The following is a 19786-nucleotide window of genomic DNA, read 5'->3' on the forward strand; positions in this document are numbered from 1 at the left end:
CACTCGGGGTGCAGCCATGAAGCAGTGGGCGGGTGATCATCACCCGCCCACTGCTTCATTCACTGTGCTGCTGCGTTATTCACACCGTCACCCTGCTCACACGGACCGACTCATTCGGTTTGGCCTCCGCCCTTCGTCAAGTCATCGTCGGATGTCTCGACCGCAGCCTCGTGGATGGTGGTGTCGAGCTTGCCCTTCGCCCTCTCCAGCACGGCTGAGGCCTGATCCCCTTCCCCATCGGACGGACCATTCGGGTTCTTGGCTCGGACGATGTAGGTCACTACCGTGTTGAGGACGGCGACCATAGGGACCGCGAACAGCGCGCCGACGATGCCGAACAGGAAGCCACCGCCGGTCACTGCGAGGATGACTGCGAGCGGGTGGACTGAAACGGCCTTGCCCATGAGGAAGGGCTGCAGGATCTGACTTTCGATCTGCTGCACGGCGATGACCACAGCCAGCATGATGATGGCACTGACCGGACCGCTGGAGACCAGGGCGACGATAATAGCCACGACGCCCGAGGCGATCGCACCGACGACGGGGACGAACGAGGCCAGGAATACGAGCACTGTCAGCGGAATGACCAGCGGGATCCCGAGGAACGCGGCACCGATGCCGATGCCGATGGCGTCGACGCCGGCCACGAGGACCTGAACACGCACGTACTGGACGAGGGTGGTCCAGCCACGCTCCGAAGCTCCGGTGGCGGTGGGCTGGGCCGGCAGAGGCAGCAGACGCATCGCCCAGCGGAAGATCTTCTCTCCGTCATAGAGGAAGAAGAAGGTGGCGAACAGGCACACTGCGGCACCGGTGAGGAATGTGCCGACCGACGACGTCGCCTGCCACGCGCCGCCGAGGAGCTGGGAGCTGTTGTTCTGGAAGAAGTTCGTGGCCGTATCGATCGAATCGTCGATATAACCGGAGACCGTCGACGCGTCCAGACCGAAGGGCCTGGTGGCCAACCAGTCGCTGATTCCGGAGAACCCTGTGATCACCTGGTCGACGAGGTCTGGCATACCCGAGTAGATCTGCTGGCCGACCAAGGTCAGGAGTCCCGAGACGACGACGATGAACCCGAGGAAGGCGGTGAGCGCGGCGGCGACCCGGGGCAGCCCCTTCTTCACCATCCAGTTGGTGAATGGCGCCAGGAGCGCTGTGAGCAGGAGGGCGATGAGCACCGGCAGAACGACGCTCGAGATCTTCGCCAACAGCCAGAATGCGACGCCGATAGCGACGAGTACGACTATCGAGCGCCAGGACCACGCGGCTGCGAGTTTGAGGCCCGGGGCCACATAGGGGACAGCTTCGGCTTCGATGCGGCTGTGCGCGATCTCCTCGGCACTGACGTCCTGCGCACGTGGAGCCTGCTTGGACGGTGTGGAACGGCCGTCATTGCGGCCCTTGCGGAACGCCTCCCAGGCCCCACGGAACCGATTCGGGGATTGCTTCTTCTCTTTGTCAGACATAACTCAACAATAGTTGTTGGGAGGCTCTGGGAAGTGCAATGATGACGGATAAAGGAGGGAGTTTCGTGGGAAAACGCATGTTGTACACTTTCGCCACCCTGACGGGAACGGCCGTCGGTGTCGGCGCATCGGCCGTTGGTCTCCTCCGCCACCAGGCAGGCGCGCTCCGCAAGGCATTCGACGATGACGCACAGCGCACATATTCCACCTTCGCCGAGGCGGTCGCTCCCCCACGCGGCTACGATGACGATGATTCCGCCGCGCTGGCGATCATCGGCGACTCCTGGCTCTGTGGAATCGATGTCGACGACCCAGCGTTGGCTCCTCCGAAACTCATCGCCCGGGGGCTTGGCCGCATCCTCGGCACCACCGTTCGCGTCCAATCAGCTGCACGACCCTCAACCCTGTCCGAGGATCTGCCGCGCCAAGTCGATGAGATTCTGCGCTCCGCCTGGCTCTCGCGGCAGCTCTCCGAATCCTGGACCCAACAGCGTCGATTCGCGATCATCTCCATCGGTACCGGCGACATCATCCACCCGATTCACGGCACCATCGGCATCCCCGTACTCAACCAGGCGATCAATCGACTCCAGAGGGAGGGCAGGTACACGGTGTTCGTTCTGGTCTGCCCCAACCTCGGCGGCCTTCCGGGGCTGCGGGATCCACTCAAGACCTCCTTGCGACGGACTTCGCGTGTGCTCGCCGGTTCACAGTGGCTGGCCGCTCTGGCTGCCCGCGCCACCCCGTTGCGGGCCACCGGTTCACTGAGTGGGACCACGCGAAAATCATTGCTCAATGAATCCGGGCGCTTCCCCAGCACCCTGGGCTATGCCCAGTTGTCCTCGACCGTTCTCGCAGCGATCGCCGATCGCATCGAGGCTCCCATCGAAGTCGATCGCAGCCTCGACATACCGGAAAAGGGCGAAGTCGCCCGCAGGCCCGCCCCTGCACCGCAGTCGGAGACGGAACCTGAGGCAGACCCCGACCCTGCCCTCGCAGCTGAGGCAGCCCCGTGATCCCTGTCGTCCTGGCCTCACAGTCCCCGGCCCGCCGACAGGTCCTCACCGCATCGGGAATCGACCCGATCATCATCGTCTCCGAAGTCGACGAACCCGCCATCGAAGCAACCTTCGAGGGCACCGTTGCGGATCTCACCACGGCACTGTCCGAGGCGAAGTCGCGTGCCGTCGTCGACCGTGTGCTCGCCTCCCCTCCGGCACAGCTGGACACAGCGGATACGGCGGTGATCATCGCCGGGGATTCGCTGCTCGAGCATGATGGCCAAGCGATCGGCAAACCTGGAACGGCCGAACGTACGCGCGAGGTGTGGGCGGACATAGCCGGGGCGTGGACCGCTCTGCACTCGGGGCACACGCTCGCCGTGCTCAAACGCGCGGACACGTCGGCAGCGAACTTCGAACTCGTCGACATCCGCTCGAAGCGATCGACGACCTCGGTGCTCATCGGCGAACCCACTCCTGAAGAGCTCGAAGCATACATCGCGACCGAGGAGCCCTTCCACGTGGCCGGTGCACTGACCATCGACGGGTACGGCGGAGCATTTGTCGAACGACTTGTAGGCGACCATCTCACCGTCCTCGGTCTCAGCCTCCCTGTGGTCCGTGATTTGGTTCGCGACGCGGGCCTGTTCTGGCCCGATCTGTGGTCACCACGGGCGTAGAATCGCTGAGAGCACACGGACACGCCCGAAGGCATGTAAGTTTTCGGCCGAAGTTTTTAGCTCTCACCTACAAACGCTTGGCGTAGATCTCTAAATTGTTCTGTGATCATACAAAGGAGCGCCATGACCACAGTTCTCCCCGAACAGTCGCCTGCACCGTTGCACACCCGCGTCCCCACAGCTGCTGTGCGCCGCGTCCTCATCGCCAACCGCGGTGAGATCGCACTGCGCATCATCCGGGCGGCCCACGACCTCGGTGTCAAGGCCATCGCCATCTATACCCGCGCCGACTCGGACGCCGATTTCGTGCAGCTGGCCGACGACGCATGGCTCCTCGAAGGAGCCGGCCCTGGGGAGACCTATCTCGACATCGGCAAGATCCTTGCCCTGGCCAAACGCTCAGGCGCCGATGCGATCCACCCCGGCTACGGCTATCTGGCCGAGAACGCACTGTTCGCTCAGGCCGTGATTGACGCCGGCCTGACCTGGATCGGTCCTCCCCCGTCCGCGATCGAGCTCCTTGGTGACAAGTCCGGTGCTCGCGAAGTCGCAGAGGCCGTTTCTGCTCCGGTCGCCCCCGGTTCCGACGGCGCCGTCGCAGATCTGACAGAGGCCGCCGAGGTGGCCCAGCGGATCGGTTATCCAGTCGTCATCAAGGCAGTGCATGGCGGCGGCGGGCGTGGATTTCGCGCCTGTGCCGCAGCCGAAGACCTCGAGACCGCCTACGCTGCAGCAACCCGGGAAGCACTCAGCGCCTTCGGACGCGGAGAATGCCTCATCGAGAAGCAGATTGTGCGCCCGCGCCACATCGAGACCCAGTGCCTCGCCGATGCCCACGGGAACGTGCACGTCCTCTCCACCCGCGACTGCACGCTGCAGCGCCGGAATCAGAAGATCGTCGAGGAGGCTCCGGCGCCGTTCCTCACCTCCGCTCAAGAAGGACTCATCACCGAAGCCTCCATCCGCGTTCTCGCCCATGTCGGCTATGTAGGTGCGGCCACATGCGAATTCCTTTTGGGCACGGACGGCACGATCATCTTCATGGAGGCCAACGCGCGGATCCAGGTCGAGCACACCGTGACAGAAGAGGTCACGGGAGTCGACCTCGTCGCCTGGCAGCTGCGCATCGCCTCGGGAGAGCACCTGCCGGAGGCGTTCCCGCCGGTCCGTGGTCACTCGATCCAATTTCGGATCAATGCCGAAGACCCCACGACTTATTTCCCCGCCACAGGCATGGTGAAGAACCACCGGGCTCCAGCCGGGCCAGGCGTGCGCCTGGACTCGGGCATCGGCGAAGGCAGCATCGTGGGCACCGACTTCGATCCGATGCTGGCCAAGCTCATCATCACTGGAGCCGACAGGAAGCAGGCTTTGGCGCGCGCTCGACGGGCCTTGGACGAGTACCGCATCGAGGGCGTATCGACTCTGCTTCCCCTCCACCGCGTCCTCGTCGCACAGAAGGCCTTCGCCCAGGACTTCGAGGTCTGGACCAATTGGCTCGAAACCACTTTCGTCAATCCACTCACCGACCCGCAACCAGGAGATCAGATGAGCACAGCAACCGACAGTTTCAGTGTTGTGGTCGAGGTCGATGGCCGTCGGATGACCGTCTCGGTCCCCAAGGACGTCATCGCCGACCTCGGGCATGTCCCCAGCCCGAGTGTGCCGCGCCGCAAACGCGGCCTCAGCCGCAAGGGAGCTCAGCTGGCCGACGATTCGAACTCGCTCAACGCGCCCATGCAGGGCACGATCGTGTCCGTGACCGTCGCTGCCGGTGACACGGTCGAAGCCGGCGACACGCTGGCCGTGATCGAGGCGATGAAGATGGAGCAGCCGCTCAAGGCCGGTCATTCGGGAACCGTCGCCGAGGTGCTCGTCGACTCCGGTGTCTCGGTGAAGTCCGGCGAGCCGATCGTCCGTTTCGCCGCCTGAGTCGGCCTTTCGTCGCCTGAGTCAGCTTCAGGAGAGCAGATCCCTGATCTGTGTCTCGAGGTAATCGGATTCGGCATCATTCCCCGGGCAGTCCAGTGCCCTCCTGAAGGCCGCCCCTGCAAGTTCGGGCATGCCCAACTCCCTGAGGGTGAGGGCCCGTGCGATGTGGAACGGGCGATATCCCTCCAACCCTGGTTCTGCAGCCAAATCCTCGAGCGCAGTGAGCCCGTCCTCAGGGCCCTTCGCCTTCCCCCTGGCCACGGCCCGGTTCAGCTCCACCACGGGGCCAGGCTCCATCCTCGAGAGGATGCCGTAGAGGACAAGGATCTGCTCCCAGTCGGTGTCCGAATAGGTGGCCGCTTCTGCGTGCAGTGCCGCAATAGTGGCTTGCACTGTGTAGGGGCCAGCCTCTGGTTCACCCGCGGCGGTGAGCGCCAGTCCCAGCCCTTCGGCGATGTGCCTCGAATCCCACAGCCTGCGATCCTGCTCGGCCAAAGGCACAGGTGCCCCTGCAGAGTCGATGCGTGCCTCGGCTCGCGCACCCGTGAGCAGCAACAACGACAGCAGGCCTCTGGCCTCCGTCTCTTGGGGCAGCAGCGTCACGGCCAATGCAATTGCCTCCCGCTGCATATCGATACGGCTGTGGGCGCCACCGGTCGTTGGTGTGAACCCCTGTGTGAAGATGAGATAGACAACCCGCAGGACCCCGGGAAGGCGCTCGTGCAACTGCTCCGCTGTGGGTGTGCCAAAAGGTACTCCCGTCGTGGTGATCCTTTTCTTGGCTCTGACGATCCGCTGCTGCATGGTCGCCGTATCCACGAGGAATACTGCTGCCACCTCAGCTGTACTCAGACCGGCCAGGAAGCGCAGGATGAGAGCGATCTTCTCCCGTTCCTTCAACGTCGGGTGTGAGCAGGTGAAGAACAGGCTCAGGCGTTCGTCGGGAATGCTCACCGAGCTCAGCTCTTCGCCGAGGCGGCCCGCGTGGTTCAAGTGATCACCACTGCAGACTTCAGATTCGATTCGAAGTCTGGCAAGTTGGCGTGCCTTCACCGCATCAGAGCGGATGATGTCGAGCGCTCGATTCTTCGCAGCCGTCATCAGCCATGCCTGTGGATTCTGCGGGATACCCCGCTTGGTCCACGTTTCCAAGGCGCGCACCATTGCCTCTTGGAGGACGTCGGCGGCTAGGTCGAGATCATGAAATTTTGCTGCCAGAGCTGCAAGCAGTCGCCCACGGTCCTCGACATCGATTGTGTGGAGGATCCGGGCGACCGCCGACTGCTCGGCATTGTCTGCAGAGAACATCAGTAATCGGCGAGGGGCCGTATCTCGATGTGTCCCAGAGTGGAGGCCGGGCTCTTCTCTGCCCACGCGATCGCCTCGTCAATACCTGCGACCTCGATGATGTAGCTTCCGCCGACGAAGTCACCGCCTTCTGCGAACGGTCCTGACGTGACTACAGTTTCCGCGAATTGAGTACTGACTCGCACACCAGTGTCAGGGCCTTCGAGGGAGAAGCCTCCGACAACGATGCCCGCCGCATTGATCTCCTCGTCGAAGGCCATGAACTCGCTGGGATCAGGTCCCTCGTCCGCACCGCATTCGGCATCGGCGACATTTCCCATGAGCAGAAGTGCATACTTCATTTCTCTCTCCCTACATCAAAGGTGCGCCGACATCTGCCGGGCACGTCAAGCGAAGGCGCCTGACACCATACTGACGGGTGAAGGATACCGATATCGACAGCTCGGAGAGAGAAATCTTCTATAGGTGGCGGTGCAGCCGCCGTGATGCCTCGGTCAGGGATCCACTCACCGACGGGTACACGACGAACGAGGCGGAGAGCTGATCGACTGTCAGACGGTTCTCCACGGCCATGGTGATCGGCAGGATGAGCTCGCTGGCACGAGGGCCGACGATGACTCCGCCCAGAATCGAACCCGAACCTCGGCGGGCGAAGAGCTTGACGAAGCCGTCCTTGATGCCCAGCATCTTGGCGCGAGGATTCGTGTCCAGAGGCAGCATCACCGTATCGATGTCCGTCGAGTTCTCCAGATAGTCGGACTGGGTGAAGCCGACGGTTGCGATCTCAGGGGCCGTGAACACGTTTGATGCCACGTGACGAAGCTTCAGCGGCTGCACGGCATCGCCGAGCGCATGGAACATCGCAATCCGCCCCTGCATAGCGGCCACGGACGCCAGGGGAAACACACCGGTGCAGTCTCCTGCCGCGTAGACGCCGGAGCGGGAGGTGCGCGAGACACCGTCGACCTTGATATGACCGGACTCCTTGACCTTGACCTTCGCGGCACTCAGACCCAGGTTTTCGGTATTCGGGATGGAACCGACCGCCATCAGACAGTGCGAACCTTCGACCCGGCGCCCATCGGACAGGGTCACCTCCACACCGTTCTCGGTGCGCTTGACCGAGTCGGCACGCGACCGGGAGAGGACGTTCATCCCCTTATTGCGGAAAACGAACTCCAATACGTCGGCGGCATCCTCGTCCTGACCCGGCAGGACCTTCTCACGGGAGGAGACCAGAGTGACCTTCGTTCCCAGCGCACGGTAGGCGGATGCGAACTCAGCACCGGTGACACCGGAACCGACGACGATGAGGTGTTCGGGCAGCTCATCGAGGCCGTAGAGCTGTGTCCATGTCAGGATTCGCTCCCCGTCCGGCTTCGCCGAGTCGAGTTCACGAGGATGAGAGCCCACCGACAGGAGGATCGTCGAGGCCTCGAGGGTGTACTCCGTGCCGCCGTCTTCGACGACATCGACGTGGTCACGGTCAGCCAGGGTCGCAGTCCCCTGGATCACCTTGACGCCGGAGCGGATGAGACCTTCGTAGATGTCGTTGGCCTGAGCGTCGGCCAGGGACAGGATGCGCTTGTTGACGGCCTTGAGGTCTGCGGTGACCGTATCGCCGTCATCGCCCTCGCTGCCGTGGATACGGATGCCCATGCTCTCAGAGCGGCAGATCTCTTCCATCATCTCGGCCGTGGCAATGAGTGATTTCGACGGTACGACGTCGGTGATGACGGCGGCCCCACCACAACGGTTGCGCTCGATGAGCATCACATCCGCGCCCAATTGGGCGGCAACCAGTGCGGCCTCGTATCCGCCCGGGCCACCACCGATGATGACGACTCGATCTGCAGTGGATTCAGTTTCAGTGTTCACAGTGCAATTCTCTCAAATAGTGGACGACAGGGCGAATGGGCGCTGCGGTTCTGAAAACGACTGCGGAACAGCATCGAAAAGGCCATTCGATGTATCTGCGGCTTCCAGACGCCTCAGAGCCGGAGACACCTCAGAGCCCATCGACGATTTCGGCAGTATCCCGATGGAGCGCCGACAGACGCAGGTACGACTGCGCGTTCTGGCGTACCTTCTCCACTCCTTCGTCCGTCATCTCCCGACGGACCTTGGCCGGGACTCCTGCCACCAGCGACCGGGGCGCGATCTCGGTGCCCTCGAGGACGATCGCACCTGCGGCGACAAGCGACTCGGAGCCCACGTGGGCATCGTTGAGGACGGTGGCGTGCATGCCGATGAGGACGTCGTCGTCAACCACTGCCCCATGAACAAGAGCCTGATGGCCGATGGAGACTCGCGAACCGATGACGACGGGTTTGCCCTCATCAGTGTGCATGACCGTGTTGTCCTGCACATTCGAGTCCTCGCCGATGGTGATCGGGGCGGCTTCTGCGCGAAGCACGCAGCCGTAGAAGATGCTGGCCCCCTTCTTCACCCTCACGTCCCCGACCAGGGTGGCACCGGCGGCGATGAACGCATCGGGATCGATCTGAGGGGTGTGCCCACCAACCGAGATGATGCGGGCATGGGACAGATTGTCCGTTGTCATGAGTCCTCCACTGGTTCAGGTTGCGATTCGGTTCTCGTATTCGACTGAGCCGGCGGCGATGTGGGTTTGCCGCGCAGATGACCAGTCGCTTCATCGCCAGTCTAACCGTGAACCTGCCGCACCTTGGAGGAAGAATCCATCATGATGTCGTCGTTGCCTGGTGCCACGAGAAGGAAGTGAAGTGGACGAATTTGCATCAAGGGGCCCATAGCAGGACAATGAGGAAAATATTTGTCAGAAATTTCACACTGCATTACCCTTGTGTGCCCAAAACGGTTATGTGAACCTTGGGTAAGAGAGTTGCGCGCCTGGAATCTAGGTGTCGTACACCGCGTTCACCTAATTCGTCGAAAGGTCACCATGGATTGGCGACATCGTGCAGCATGCCTCAATGAGGATCCGGAACTGTTCTTCCCGATCGGAAACACCGGTCCCGCCCTGCTTCAGATCGAAGAGGCTAAGACTGTATGCCGCCGCTGTGAAGTAGTCGAGACCTGCCTGCAGTGGGCCCTGGAATCCGGTCAGGATGCTGGCGTCTGGGGCGGCCTCAGCGAGGATGAGCGCCGGGCGCTCAAACGTCGCGCCGCACGTGCCCGCCGCGCTGGCTGAGACCTTCAGCGGCTGGAGACAGTCGGTCGCACGTTGAGTCCCTTGCTCGGAATACGAGATCTTCGCATTTCGAGCAAGGGACTCAATCGTGTCCGCGCACGTCCGTGTTCCTCGGAACACGGCGCACTCTTCATGCCACAGCGCGCCATTCGTGCAGCAACGCGCCATCCATACCGCCGCATGGTTCAGCGGCGACGGTGCAGAATCAGTCGTAGGAGTCGGTGCGCAGCGGCACGTCGAGGATCGCCACGGTTCCGCCGCCTTCACGCTCCTGCCATTGGATCGAACCCGCCAGGTCGGCAGATACCAGGGTCTTGACGATCTGCGTTCCCAGCCCGTTGCCAGGATTGTGGTCCTCCCCCAGCCCCACGCCGTCGTCGGCGATAGTCACGTGCAGATGATCGCCCTCGTGCTGCGGCGTCACCCAGACATGACCGGTGAGCGTTTCGCCCGGGGCCAGCTTCTCCTGCTCCGAAACCGGGAATCCGTGTTCGATGGCATTGGTGATGAGCTCGGTGATCGCCAGCGCCAAAGAGGTAGCGTCAGCTGAGGAGATGGTGCCGAAGCTGCCGCAGCGTTTGAGGCTGACCTGCACCAGTGGGCTCGTCAGCTCGGGAGTCAGGCGCAGTCCTTTGTCGACGACCTCGTCGAAGTCCACCTCGGACTCAACCCCCTGGCTGAGCACGTCATGGACGACGGCGATGATCGAGACTCGGCGCATCGCCTCCGTCAGAGCACCCTTCGCCTCCGGGCTGTCGATCCGACGCGTCTGCAATCGGAGCAGTGCCGAAACGGTCTGCAGATTGTTCTTGACCCGATGGTGCATCTCTTTGATCATCGCATCGCGTGAAAGCAGTTCGCGCTTGCGTCGTCTGATCTCCGATACATCTCGGGCAAGGACGATCGCGCCGGTCCGATTGCCGTCATCGGTCAGCGGCAGCGCCCGCAGGGACACACTCGTACGACCGACCTCGAGCTCGGTCCGCCAGGGGGCACGACCGGTGAGCACGAGCGGCAGAGTCTCATCGACCTGGCGCAGCTCTGCGCTCAGACTCGACACCACCTCAGCGAGGTAATCCCCTTCGATCTCACCGTTGTGCCCCAGACGGTGCATGAGTGAGACTGCGTTCGGGGACGCATACTGGACGTGGGAGTCACGATCAAGGATGAAGATTCCGTCGCCGACACGTGGTTCGCCGTGCCGAGCGCCGCTGGGAGCCTCTCGGTCAGGGAAAGCACCCTGCGCGATCATGGTCAGCAACGACATTGCCGACTGACGGTAGAACTTCTCGAGGCGCGACGAACCCCGACGCCGGACCTCTTCTGAGTACCGGACCATGATGGCGATCGTCGTTCCCTCACGGACGAGGGGCACCGCCTCGGCGGAGACTTCAGTGTCATCGGTGCCGGCGTTGACACCCATGGGTTTCGCCTGGGCCACCTTCGTCACCAGCTCGTGTGAGCTTGCTGCCCTGACCAGGAGTTCGCGCTCGAGTCCGGTGGCTCGGGCTCCGATGAGATCGCGATTGAACATGGTCGCACCCGTGGTCGGACGCGAGTGCGCCACCACTGTGTAGGAGCCGCTGGCCGAGGGTACCCACAGGACGAGATCGGCGAAGGACAGATCGGCGATGAGCTGCCAGTCCCCCACCAATAGGTGGATGTGTTCGACATCAGTTTCGTCGGTGATGCCTTCGGCGGCCAAAAGTTCGTTGAGCACTGTGTTCTTCTTCCGGATGGGCAACGGCACAGGCCGATGATGGCGGCACAGACGCCGACAGACCCGCAGGCTCCAAGCCCGCGAAGTCCGTCGACGTCAGCAATGATCTGACGCTATCACTGATCTGCAGCGGTGCCTGCTCAGACGGCCTGCTCCGATTCCCATGCCGAGGAACGGACGACACCGCGCATCATGCGCAGCAGCACCGACAGCGGTGCCTGGGTGACGGTTTCGAGTCCCAGGATCGTCTCGGTCGTGTCCAGCACCCGTGCGGCCACGGTGTCGTTGCGTTCGAGCCATTCTGCCAGGCGCTGGCCAGCACGCTCATCCGGAGTCCCGGAGATCGGCGAGTCCGTCGCGGCGAGAACCGTGCCGACCACTGAAAGGATGGCCGAGTAGAAGTCATCGCGCAATGAGCCGCGGGCCAGTGCCGACCACCGATCACTGCGGTCGAGGTTGCCGATGAGTGTCAGCAGCTGCGAACCGGAGAACTTGTCGTTGACGGCGTAGTACACCTCGGCGACATCCTCCGCGGATTCGTTCGTCCGACCTGCCAACTGAGCGACGTCGAGGAGGACGAATTCGTCGAGCAGGGCTGCCGCGCGCCACGCGAGTTCGCTCGGCACGCCTTCGTCGATGTATCCCTGCGCCGTGGTCCTCATGCTCTCGGCGTCGAAACCATCGACGAGGTCGGGTACTCGGCCCCGCAGAGCCTCGACGACGTTGCCGTACTTCTCAATGCCGGAATCGACGTCGAGGGTGTCTGGTGCCTGCTGCACCAACCAGCGCGAGGACCGATCGAGCAGACGCACATAGGCGTGCTGGAGCTGGACCTGAACCTCGGTTGACACCTTGTTGTCGAGTGCACACACCGCCTCGAAGAAGTCGTCGAGTCCGAAGATCTCGGAGACGACGACGAAGACACGAGCGATCTGCGGCACTGAAGCGGGAGTCTCTTCCAACATCCGGTAGACGTAGGTGAGTCCACCGCGGTCGATCATCCGGTTGACGAGTTTGGCTGTCGCAATCTCCCGGTGCAGGGGGTGCTCCGGGATGAGCTCTCCGTACTTCTCGACAAGGGAATCGGGGAAGTAGGAGGTCAGTTCCCGCTTCATCCATTCCTCATCGGGAACCACGCTGTCCAGGATCTCATCGGCGGCATGCATCTTGGCGTAGGCGAGGAGAACCGCCAGCTCCGGGGAGACATAGGAACTGAACTCGCGTTTGTTCAGGTCCTGCGCATCGGGCAGGAACTCAACCTGACGATCGAGATCGGCGTTCGTCTCCAGATAGCTGAGCATCCGGCCATAGGTGCCTGACATCGATTCAGTCTGTGCCCGTGCCTCACCGAGGACGACATTCTGGGCGTAGTTGTTGGCCAACACCCGATCGGCGACATCGTCGGTGAAGGACAGCAGGACGCGTTCGCGATCCTCAGCGGCGAAGGCGCCCTTGTGGAGCAGAGTGCGCAGGAGCAGCTTGATGTTGACCTCGTGGTCGGAGCTGTCCACGCCTGCCGAGTTGTCGACGGCGTCGGTGTTGATGGCAACGCCATTCAGTGCCGCTTCGACCCTGCCCAGTTGAGTCACACCGAGGTTGCCGCCTTCTCCGACGACCCGGCTGCGCACATCGCGACCGTCGATGCGGATGGGGTCATTGGCCTTGTCCCCAACATCGCCATGGCTCTCGTCCGAGGACTTGATGTAGGTGCCGATGCCGCCGTTGTAGACGAGATCGACGGGGGCCTTGAGAATCTGCGACATCAGCTCAGCTGGGCTGCGCTTGCCGGGCTCGAGGCCCAGAACTGTCGCGGCCTCGGGGCTGAGGTCAACGGACTTCGCCGATCGGGGGAAGACTCCGCCGCCGGTGGAGATGAGCTCCCGGTCGTAGTCCTGCCAGCTTGAGCGCGGCAGATCGAAGAGACGTTGGCGTTCGACGAAGCTGCGTGCCGCGTCCGGATTGGGATCAAGGAAGATGTCCCGATGGTCGAAGGCCGCAACGAGACGGATGTGCTCGCTGCGCAGCATGCCGTTGCCGAAGACGTCACCGCTCATGTCCCCGATCCCCACAACCGTGAAGTCATCGGCCGCGGTGTTGACACCGAGTTCGCGGAAGTGTCGCTCGACGGACTTCCATGCACCGCGGGAGGTGATGGCCATCTTCTTGTGGTCATAGCCGACCGATCCGCCGGAGGCGAATGCGTCGCCGAGCCAGAAGCCGCGCCGTTCGGCGATGGCGTTGGCCACATCCGAGAAGCGTGCGGTGCCCTTATCGGCAGCGACGACGAGATAGTAGTCATCGCCGTCGTGTCGGACCACGCGCTCCGGGCGGACGACCTCTTGGGCGCCATCGGCGCCGTAGACCAGATTGTCAGCGACCTCGAGGAGGCTTTCGATGAAGACCTCGTAGGCAGCTTGGCCAGCGGCCATCCAAGCATCGCGGTTGCTCATCGGAGGCAGCTGCTTGGGGAAGAAACCGCCCTTGGCACCGGTCGGGACGATGAGGGCATTCTTCACCATCTGAGCCTTGACCAGCCCGAGGACCTCGGTGCGGAAGTCGTCTCGACGATCGGACCACCGCAGGCCGCCACGGGCCACCGTGCCGAAGCGCAGGTGCACGCCTTCGACCTGAGGCGAGTACACCCACATCTCCAATGCGGGTTTGGGCTTGGGCACGAAGCTGAGTTCGTTGGCGCGGATCTTGAGCACGAGTGCCGTCGGCAGTTCGCCGGTCTCGTCGAGGAAGTAGTTCGTCCTCACAGTGGCACGCAGCAGTTCGAGAGAAGAACGCAGGACGCGGTCCGCGTCGAGGCTGGCGACATCGCTGAGTGCCGACTCAACCGACTCGTTGAGTTCGGTCATCCTGTCTTCGCGTCCGGCGTCGTCAGCGGAGGGATCGAACTTCGCGAAGAAGTAGTCCACCAGGAGCCGTGAGATGTCCGGATTGTCGCTGTAGACCTCGCCGACGTAGGCGTCGGAGTAGGTGAAACCGGCTTGACGCAGGTATTTGCCCAGTGCGCGGATGATCGTCACGTGCTTCCAGTGCATACCGCAGACGACGAGACGGTCGAAGACTCCGGCTTCCTTCTTGCCCTCCCAACCGGCGATGAAAGCATCGGAGATCCGTTCAAAGTCAGCATCGTCGAGGTCTTCGGGGAAGGTGAGCCCGAAGTCGTAGATATAGCGGTGTGATCCGTCGAGGAGGTCCACCTCATGGGGACGTTCGTCGAGAACGGTCGCTCCGAAGGCAGTGAGGAACGGCAGCACCTCCGACAACCCGACACGTTCATCGCGGTAGAGGGCCAGACGCACCGGGGCATCCGTGGAGTCCTCGGGGCGGTAGAGGCGCACGGCAGGTCCGTCACCGTCATCAAGGGCCTCGAACCGTGCGACGTCGGCGATTGCGTCGGCGGGAGAGTGGTGTTCTTCGTAGCTGGGTGGGAAGGCCTTCGACCACCGGTTGGCGCGAGCGACCGAACTGTCGTTGTCGCCTCGCTCTGTGGGGGCAAGGAATGCGTGGACGTCTTCGGACCAGGAGCGCACGGCGCCGACGATCCGCTTCTCCACAGTCTGTGGGTCGATCTGCGGCAGTTCGACGTCACGGGCGACGCGGGCCACGAAGTGAATGCGGGCCAATGCGGATTCGGTCAGCAGCACATCGAAGTCGACGCTCTCAGCGTGGTAGAACTTCCGCAGCACCTCCTGGACCCGCATGCGCGCCGACGTGTCGTAGAGATCGCGGGGCAGGTAGAGGATGACGGAGACGAACCGCTGGTAGGGGTCACGGCGGACGAAGACCCGTGATTGGCGACGCTCCTGCATGTCCACGATCTGCATGACAACCTCGAAGATCGTCGCGGTCTCGTCATGCAGGAGGTCATCGCGCGGGTAGGTCTCGAGGACACCGAGGAGCTCATTCGCCGAATGGGAGCCGGCGGGGAATCCGCTGGCGGAGAGGATCTTGCGCACCTTGCGGTTGATCACCGGAATGTTGAGAACGCTGTCGTTGTAGAACTCAGGCTTGAAGACACCGACGAAGCGGCGCTCACCGACGATCTCACCCGCCGAGTCGAAGGTCTTGACCCCGATGTAGTCCATGAAGGACCTGCGGATCACGTGTGAACGTGAGTTCGCCTTCGTCAGCACCAGCACATGCGGTTCAAGGGCTTTGTCGGCAACGGCCCGACTCAGAGGAGATTTCACCAGGGGCCGCAGTGCGGAGATGCCCAGGGACGTGTGCTCAATCGGCTCGAGGCTGCTCTGGCTCTCATCGTGAGAGTAGTCGTATTCGCGGTATCCGAGGAAGGTGAAGTGGCCGTCAAGCCAGTTGAGCAGCTCCGCGGCTGCCTCGGCTTCGGAAGCGAGTTCTGAACGTGGAGGCTGCGCCTGCAGTTCCTTCGCAATGTCCTTGGCCCGAATCGCCATGGCGCTGGCATCGGTGGCCGCGGCCGAAACGTAGTCGAGAACGCTGCGCAGCTGGTCCTCGAGCCCGGGGAGGTCCTCTTCCGCAAGTCGATCGATCTCGAGGCGAATCCAGGACTGCTGCTGCGGAAGGACGGATCCGCTCGCCTCGGCGGATTCGGATATGAGCGGGATGCCAGCGGTATCGGCGGAGACCGCTGGGGCCTCGGTCCGGGACAGTACGGACAGGTCGGAGCCCAGTCCTTCGACGGCGATGATGGGGTGGTGGACCAGACGGATCGCACGACCACTGGCCGCCAGATCGCTGACGATCGAGGAGACAAGGTGGGGCATGTCGGTCAGGACCATGGAGATGACAGTGTGGTTGTCTCGGAACTCGGGCGAGTCGATATCAGGGTTGTAGATCGAGATCGCCGGTGATCTGCCGTCGTACTCAAGCCCTAGCGCGTAGTGCGAGGCGGCCGCCGCGGCCAATGCCTCTGTTCCTGCTTCGGAAGTGCCGGGTTCGAGGCGCGGATAGTACGCCTCGATGAAGTTCTCCGGGGCACCTTGTCCCCTCTGCTTCCTCCACTCTTCTGCAATGTCCGAATATGAGACCTGAGACACCATGTCACCTCTATGATCAGCGCGCAAAATTTACTGCGGTTCGACATCAAACCGCCTTCACCCACACTATGCTCAAATGCCGAGAAAGGCACGCCGACAGCCCTGCCATGCCACGACGCTGATCTCCTGGCAAACTGAAGCTATGCGAACCTTGACACTCAACCACGAATACTCGGACTCTCTGTCAGAATTCCTCCTCCGGCTTGCCGACGTCTCGACCTGGCAGCCGCTGGGATCCGAGGCCCACGCCGAGCGGATTGATCCCGACACCGAGGTGACGGTGAAGACGCCGCTGCCGAAGAGCGAAATGCCCTCTGCCCTGGCCTCGCACCTTCCAGCGGATGCCGAACTCGTCGAGGTCTACATGATTCCCGGCGATGTCATCGGAGACAGCGCGGAGATCCGGATGACCGCTCATGCGGCCGGAGTGCCTGTTGAGATCGATGCGCTCATCACGCTCGAGCAGAAGAGTTCGCGAACCTCGCTGTCGGTGCGTGCCGAGATCAGCTCCTCAATTCCCCTCTTCGGGTCAATGATCGAACAGGCAGTCGTGCCCATCCTGGAGAAGCGCCTGCACGACCGCCTGTCCAAGTTCGAACACACCTCAGACGGTTAGGACGCCGCTGCGGCCGCTGGGACACCCCTGAGGGTCCAGGCTGACCTGCTGCCAGGGCTGGGGTGGCCCGCCCGAGCTGGGCTGGTCTGGACTCAGCCGCGTTCGCGCAGCAGCTCGGGCAGCTCGGTCGCGTCGTACCACAGCAGATCGGAGTCGCCGAGGTGGTCCTCGGCTGCTTCGTGTCCCCTGCCTGCTGCGATGTCGGCAGCTTCCTCCCAGATCTCGACCTCGTCGAGGTGGATGCTGGCGACTGCTGCCATATCGACTTCGGGGAGAGTGAGCAGGTCGAATCCTTCGGCCAGCTCCTCACCAGCGCTCGAGTCTGGTGCGTCGTAGGCGATGACTGCTCGCGGTGAGATGGTGTCAAAACCACTCGCAGACTCCGTGCCTGCCATGGACTCTGAGGCAGGCGCAGGTTCCCGGGTGGTCGCCGCAGCTGCCTCGAACGACTGGGTGGCAGCCAGTGCGGCCGCGATGCGCAGTGCGTCGAATTCCCGTGCCTCGAGTTCGTCCCCGCCCAATTCTCGACCTTGGGCATCGGGGGCGACCGCGTGCACGGGGCCGAGCCCTCCGCGAAGTGCGATCAGTGTGGTCGGGATATAGCAGCGAATGGACATACTCCAATCCTAAAGGGACTTCGCTCTTCGCCCCGCACCGGACTTCCGGGAACGCTTCCTGGCCGGCAGCAGCTCACTCACCGCGGCAGCGATCTCCTGGCTGAGCACAGATTTCGGATTCTCCTCGTGGAGGGTGTGCCCGGACAGCATGGCGGCATCGACCGTCGCCCGGTCGTCACTGAAGATGAAATCGGGGTCTCGGCGAACGAATCTGGCGAGGACTTCGCGGATCCGCACCTCGGCGGGGTGGCCGACAGCTCCCGAGCGCACCTTCGTGATGCCGATGCGCATCTTGGACCCCATCGACTCCACCCTTTCGGTGCCCAGCAGTTTGACGAGTCTCTGCAGCCCGATCGGGTCACCTGCGGCCAGGACCAGCACTGTGTCTGCGGCGTCGAGCGCGGCCCGGGTCGCGCAGTGCCGGTCGTAGAACGGATCGGCGAAGTCATCGTCGGGATCCACCCGGTCGGAGACGTCGACGACGACGAGGTCGAACATCTTGGACAGCCGGGCAAGCACCGCAGTGAGGACCGAGGCGCGAACCTCCGGCCACCTGTCTGGCCTGGTCAGTCCGGTGACAGCATGGAAGTCATCGCGTATCGCAGCATGCGGAACGGCGGAGACGTCCAGAGGCGGCGTCTTCTCCACCTCGAGTCGACACAAGCTTGCCAGGTGCGCAAATTCCTCAGTCAACCCCAATGTGGTGGCGACCATCGCGGCAACGGTATCTGCGTCGACAACGACGCTGCGATGCCCTTGTCTGGCACCATGGTCGCCGAGGTTGACCGCCGTGAGAGTCCGCCCGGGAGAGGAACCTGTGCCCCAGACCGTGACGATGTGCCCCTGCCCGCCAAGCGACCCGGGCGGAGCGATGGGTCGGGGCGGAACGACGGTGGAATCACGGGTGTCATCGAGCGCCTTGGCCACAGCCTCCGCGTCTGCGGTGGAGGGGACACTGCTCGCAATGCCGAGGGCCTCCAACGCCACTGCATCATTGCCGAATCCCAGCACAGCGGTTCCTGCTGCGAGGATCGCAGCGATGACCTGCGCGTCCAAACCGGGGAAGTACTGACCGACGATGACGACGTCGGCGCTGCCGGTCCGACACAATGCCAGAAGTTCGACGTCGTCCGCGGGTCGGGCGACGATAAAGACATCGTCGACCTCACTGAGGAGTTCGAACAGAATCAGGTCGAATTCGAAGTCCACGGCCAAGAGCACCTGCGTCATGACTGGCTGCCCTCGGCCCTGACCTCGGCTGGGGCGCCGACGACTGAGAGAACGCTGTTGCCGTCGAGGGCACCGAGGACGTCGGCGAGCTCCGTGCTGGCAACGAAGACTTCGATTCTGGCGCCATCCCCGACACCGAAGCTGCCCACCTCACGGCTGATGTTCGAGACCGGAGCCGAGGTCACAATCTGCTGCGGGTCAGCACCCTCATCGTCGAGGCCCTTGGACTCCGGTTGAGCCCACACGTCGACGAGACTGCCGGTGTCGACGACTGTGGGCACAGAGCCGGCGACGTCGATCGCCACGATCCTGCCCTCGAGTTCGGCGATGGGAGCCAGCGCCGAGGCCGGCAGAAGCTCACCGGCGGCGATCACGGCCCGTACACTCGAATGGTCCGGGAAGCCGGCATCGGCAGACAGGTACTTGTCACCGATATTAGCCAGATTCACCTCGGCGACCGTCAGATCCTCAGCGCTGACCACCTGACCTGGGACAAGAGGAACCGCACTGGCCCACACTCGGGTCGTCGCGTTCGCAGCGCTGATGAGCAGATAGGTCGCGACGATGGCCACGACGACGAGAACCGCTCCAACCAGCAGCCTGGCATCGGTCCACTTCGGCCGACGAATTCGTTTCGAGAGCTCCATTGCATCTCCACCTTTGGAAAATTTCCCATGACAGGAACTGTTTCTGAGTGATAGTATTGAACACCAAACGAGGTCAAAGCAATGGTTTTGGCAAAATTGGTCACCAAGCAATCAGTCACCTGGAATGAGAAGGGGCCCTCATGGTCGTCGAAAATCGCTTCCTACCGCTCACCGATGTGGCCGATCTGCTCAATGTCTCGATCGCTCAGGCTCGCGCTCTGGTTCGCACTGGAGATCTGCGTGCCATCAAGGTGGGCGGACGCGGACAGTGGCGCGTGGAGAAGACCGAGATCGAGGCGTACATCCAGCGGATGTACGAACGCACCGAGCACGAGATCAAGACCGGTTCATTCGAGGATTGAGGCCA

16 protein-coding genes are annotated in these 19786 nt (G+C 62.9%); 6 read left to right on the forward strand and 10 right to left on the reverse strand.

Annotated elements, in window-relative coordinates; genetic code table 11:
• Nucleotides 1–110: 110 nt before the first annotated feature.
• Complete coding sequence (locus BANT918_RS08415) at nucleotides 111–1469, reverse strand: AI-2E family transporter (RefSeq protein WP_101619830.1); 1359 nt, start codon at nucleotides 1467–1469, stop codon at nucleotides 111–113.
• A 77-nt stretch (nucleotides 1470–1546) separates the two neighbouring features.
• On the opposite strand from BANT918_RS08415, the gene BANT918_RS08420 reads away from it, so the two are divergent.
• The 3 genes from BANT918_RS08420 to BANT918_RS08430 all read left to right on the forward strand — a co-directional run bounded on the left by BANT918_RS08420 (nucleotide 1547) and on the right by BANT918_RS08430 (nucleotide 5082).
• The gene (locus tag BANT918_RS08420; protein WP_101619831.1) at nucleotides 1547–2485 is read left to right on the forward strand and encodes an SGNH/GDSL hydrolase family protein; all 939 of its coding nucleotides are present in this window, start codon (nucleotides 1547–1549) and stop codon (nucleotides 2483–2485) included.
• Nucleotides 2482–3150: a Maf family protein gene (locus BANT918_RS08425; protein ID WP_101619832.1), complete on the forward strand. Its 669-nt coding sequence runs from the start codon at nucleotides 2482–2484 to the stop codon at nucleotides 3148–3150. Before BANT918_RS08420 ends, BANT918_RS08425 begins: the two co-directional genes overlap by 4 nt.
• A 123-nt stretch (nucleotides 3151–3273) precedes the next feature.
• Nucleotides 3274–5082 (forward strand): acetyl/propionyl/methylcrotonyl-CoA carboxylase subunit alpha, encoded by a 1809-nt coding sequence (locus BANT918_RS08430; protein WP_101619833.1) that lies wholly within the window; start codon nucleotides 3274–3276, stop codon nucleotides 5080–5082.
• Nucleotides 5083–5109: 27 nt separating this feature from the next.
• Here the strand turns inward: BANT918_RS08430 and BANT918_RS08435 are convergent, their stop codons facing one another.
• The 4 genes from BANT918_RS08435 to BANT918_RS08450 all read right to left on the reverse strand — a co-directional run bounded on the left by BANT918_RS08435 (nucleotide 5110) and on the right by BANT918_RS08450 (nucleotide 8953).
• Nucleotides 5110–6390: an RNA polymerase sigma factor gene (locus BANT918_RS08435; protein ID WP_101619834.1), complete on the reverse strand. Its 1281-nt coding sequence runs from the start codon at nucleotides 6388–6390 to the stop codon at nucleotides 5110–5112.
• Nucleotides 6390–6731: a YciI family protein gene (locus BANT918_RS08440; protein WP_101619835.1), complete on the reverse strand. Its 342-nt coding sequence runs from the start codon at nucleotides 6729–6731 to the stop codon at nucleotides 6390–6392. The genes BANT918_RS08435 and BANT918_RS08440 overlap by 1 nt, the downstream gene beginning before the upstream one ends.
• A gap of 118 nt (nucleotides 6732–6849) precedes the next feature.
• Nucleotides 6850–8268: an NAD(P)H-quinone dehydrogenase gene (locus BANT918_RS08445; protein WP_101619836.1), complete on the reverse strand. Its 1419-nt coding sequence runs from the start codon at nucleotides 8266–8268 to the stop codon at nucleotides 6850–6852.
• A 130-nt stretch (nucleotides 8269–8398) separates the two neighbouring features.
• A complete protein-coding gene (locus tag BANT918_RS08450) occupies nucleotides 8399–8953 on the reverse strand; it encodes a gamma carbonic anhydrase family protein (protein WP_101619837.1) in 555 nt (184 codons plus the stop codon).
• 360 nt (nucleotides 8954–9313) lie between these two features.
• Between BANT918_RS08450 and BANT918_RS08455 the strand changes: the two genes are divergently transcribed.
• Entirely contained in the window at nucleotides 9314–9562 is a 249-nt protein-coding gene (locus tag BANT918_RS08455) for a WhiB family transcriptional regulator (protein WP_009884680.1), read from the forward strand.
• Between the two features lie 205 nt (nucleotides 9563–9767).
• Here the strand turns inward: BANT918_RS08455 and BANT918_RS08460 are convergent, their stop codons facing one another.
• The gene (locus tag BANT918_RS08460; RefSeq protein ID WP_101619838.1) at nucleotides 9768–11282 is read right to left on the reverse strand and encodes a sensor histidine kinase; all 1515 of its coding nucleotides are present in this window, start codon (nucleotides 11280–11282) and stop codon (nucleotides 9768–9770) included.
• 140 nt (nucleotides 11283–11422) lie between these two features.
• A complete protein-coding gene (locus tag BANT918_RS08465) occupies nucleotides 11423–16312 on the reverse strand; it encodes an NAD-glutamate dehydrogenase (RefSeq protein ID WP_101619839.1) in 4890 nt (1629 codons plus the stop codon).
• 139 nt (nucleotides 16313–16451) lie between these two features.
• On the opposite strand from BANT918_RS08465, the gene BANT918_RS08470 reads away from it, so the two are divergent.
• Nucleotides 16452–16925 (forward strand): DUF2505 domain-containing protein, encoded by a 474-nt coding sequence (locus tag BANT918_RS08470; RefSeq protein ID WP_101619840.1) that lies wholly within the window; start codon nucleotides 16452–16454, stop codon nucleotides 16923–16925.
• 92 nt (nucleotides 16926–17017) lie between these two features.
• Here BANT918_RS08470 and BANT918_RS08475 read toward each other — a convergent pair whose 3' ends face one another.
• From BANT918_RS08475 to BANT918_RS08485, 3 genes are read right to left on the reverse strand one after another with little or no spacing between them, the layout of a single operon-like run.
• The gene (locus BANT918_RS08475) at nucleotides 17018–17542 is read right to left on the reverse strand and encodes a DUF6912 family protein (protein ID WP_101619841.1); all 525 of its coding nucleotides are present in this window, start codon (nucleotides 17540–17542) and stop codon (nucleotides 17018–17020) included.
• 9 nt (nucleotides 17543–17551) lie between these two features.
• Complete coding sequence (locus tag BANT918_RS08480; RefSeq protein WP_101619842.1) at nucleotides 17552–18772, reverse strand: AAA family ATPase; 1221 nt, start codon at nucleotides 18770–18772, stop codon at nucleotides 17552–17554.
• Nucleotides 18769–19419 (reverse strand): hypothetical protein, encoded by a 651-nt coding sequence (locus BANT918_RS08485; RefSeq protein WP_101619843.1) that lies wholly within the window; start codon nucleotides 19417–19419, stop codon nucleotides 18769–18771. Before BANT918_RS08485 ends, BANT918_RS08480 begins: the two co-directional genes overlap by 4 nt.
• Before the next feature lie 140 nt (nucleotides 19420–19559).
• Here BANT918_RS08485 and BANT918_RS08490 point away from each other — a divergent pair, with 140 nt between their 5' ends.
• On the forward strand, nucleotides 19560–19781 hold the full coding sequence (locus BANT918_RS08490; protein WP_101569802.1) for a helix-turn-helix domain-containing protein: 222 nt from the start codon (nucleotides 19560–19562) through the stop codon (nucleotides 19779–19781).
• Nucleotides 19782–19786: the final 5 nt, after the last annotated feature.

The organism is Brevibacterium antiquum CNRZ 918 (genome assembly GCF_900169145.1).
GTDB lineage: Bacteria > Actinomycetota > Actinomycetes > Actinomycetales > Brevibacteriaceae > Brevibacterium > Brevibacterium koreense.

Excerpts from the sequence above, each read along its gene's own strand:
- BANT918_RS08415 (WP_101619830.1), bottom strand. The coding sequence starts at position 1,469 with ATGTCTGACAAAGAGAAGAAGCAATCCCCGAATCGGTTCCGTGGGGCC.
- BANT918_RS08420 (WP_101619831.1), top strand. The coding sequence starts at position 1,547 with ATGTTGTACACTTTCGCCACCCTGACGGGAACGGCCGTCGGTGTCGGC.
- BANT918_RS08430 (WP_101619833.1), top strand. The coding sequence starts at position 3,274 with ATGACCACAGTTCTCCCCGAACAGTCGCCTGCACCGTTGCACACCCGC.
- BANT918_RS08435 (WP_101619834.1), bottom strand. The coding sequence starts at position 6,390 with ATGTTCTCTGCAGACAATGCCGAGCAGTCGGCGGTCGCCCGGATCCTC.
- BANT918_RS08440 (WP_101619835.1), bottom strand. The coding sequence starts at position 6,731 with ATGAAGTATGCACTTCTGCTCATGGGAAATGTCGCCGATGCCGAATGC.
- BANT918_RS08450 (WP_101619837.1), bottom strand. The coding sequence starts at position 8,953 with ATGACAACGGACAATCTGTCCCATGCCCGCATCATCTCGGTTGGTGGG.
- BANT918_RS08455 (WP_009884680.1), top strand. The coding sequence starts at position 9,314 with ATGGATTGGCGACATCGTGCAGCATGCCTCAATGAGGATCCGGAACTG.
- BANT918_RS08465 (WP_101619839.1), bottom strand. The coding sequence starts at position 16,312 with ATGGTGTCTCAGGTCTCATATTCGGACATTGCAGAAGAGTGGAGGAAG.
- BANT918_RS08470 (WP_101619840.1), top strand. The coding sequence starts at position 16,452 with ATGCGAACCTTGACACTCAACCACGAATACTCGGACTCTCTGTCAGAA.
- BANT918_RS08475 (WP_101619841.1), bottom strand. The coding sequence starts at position 17,542 with ATGTCCATTCGCTGCTATATCCCGACCACACTGATCGCACTTCGCGGA.
- BANT918_RS08480 (WP_101619842.1), bottom strand. The coding sequence starts at position 18,772 with ATGACGCAGGTGCTCTTGGCCGTGGACTTCGAATTCGACCTGATTCTG.
- BANT918_RS08485 (WP_101619843.1), bottom strand. The coding sequence starts at position 19,419 with ATGGAGCTCTCGAAACGAATTCGTCGGCCGAAGTGGACCGATGCCAGG.
- BANT918_RS08490 (WP_101569802.1), top strand. The coding sequence starts at position 19,560 with ATGGTCGTCGAAAATCGCTTCCTACCGCTCACCGATGTGGCCGATCTG.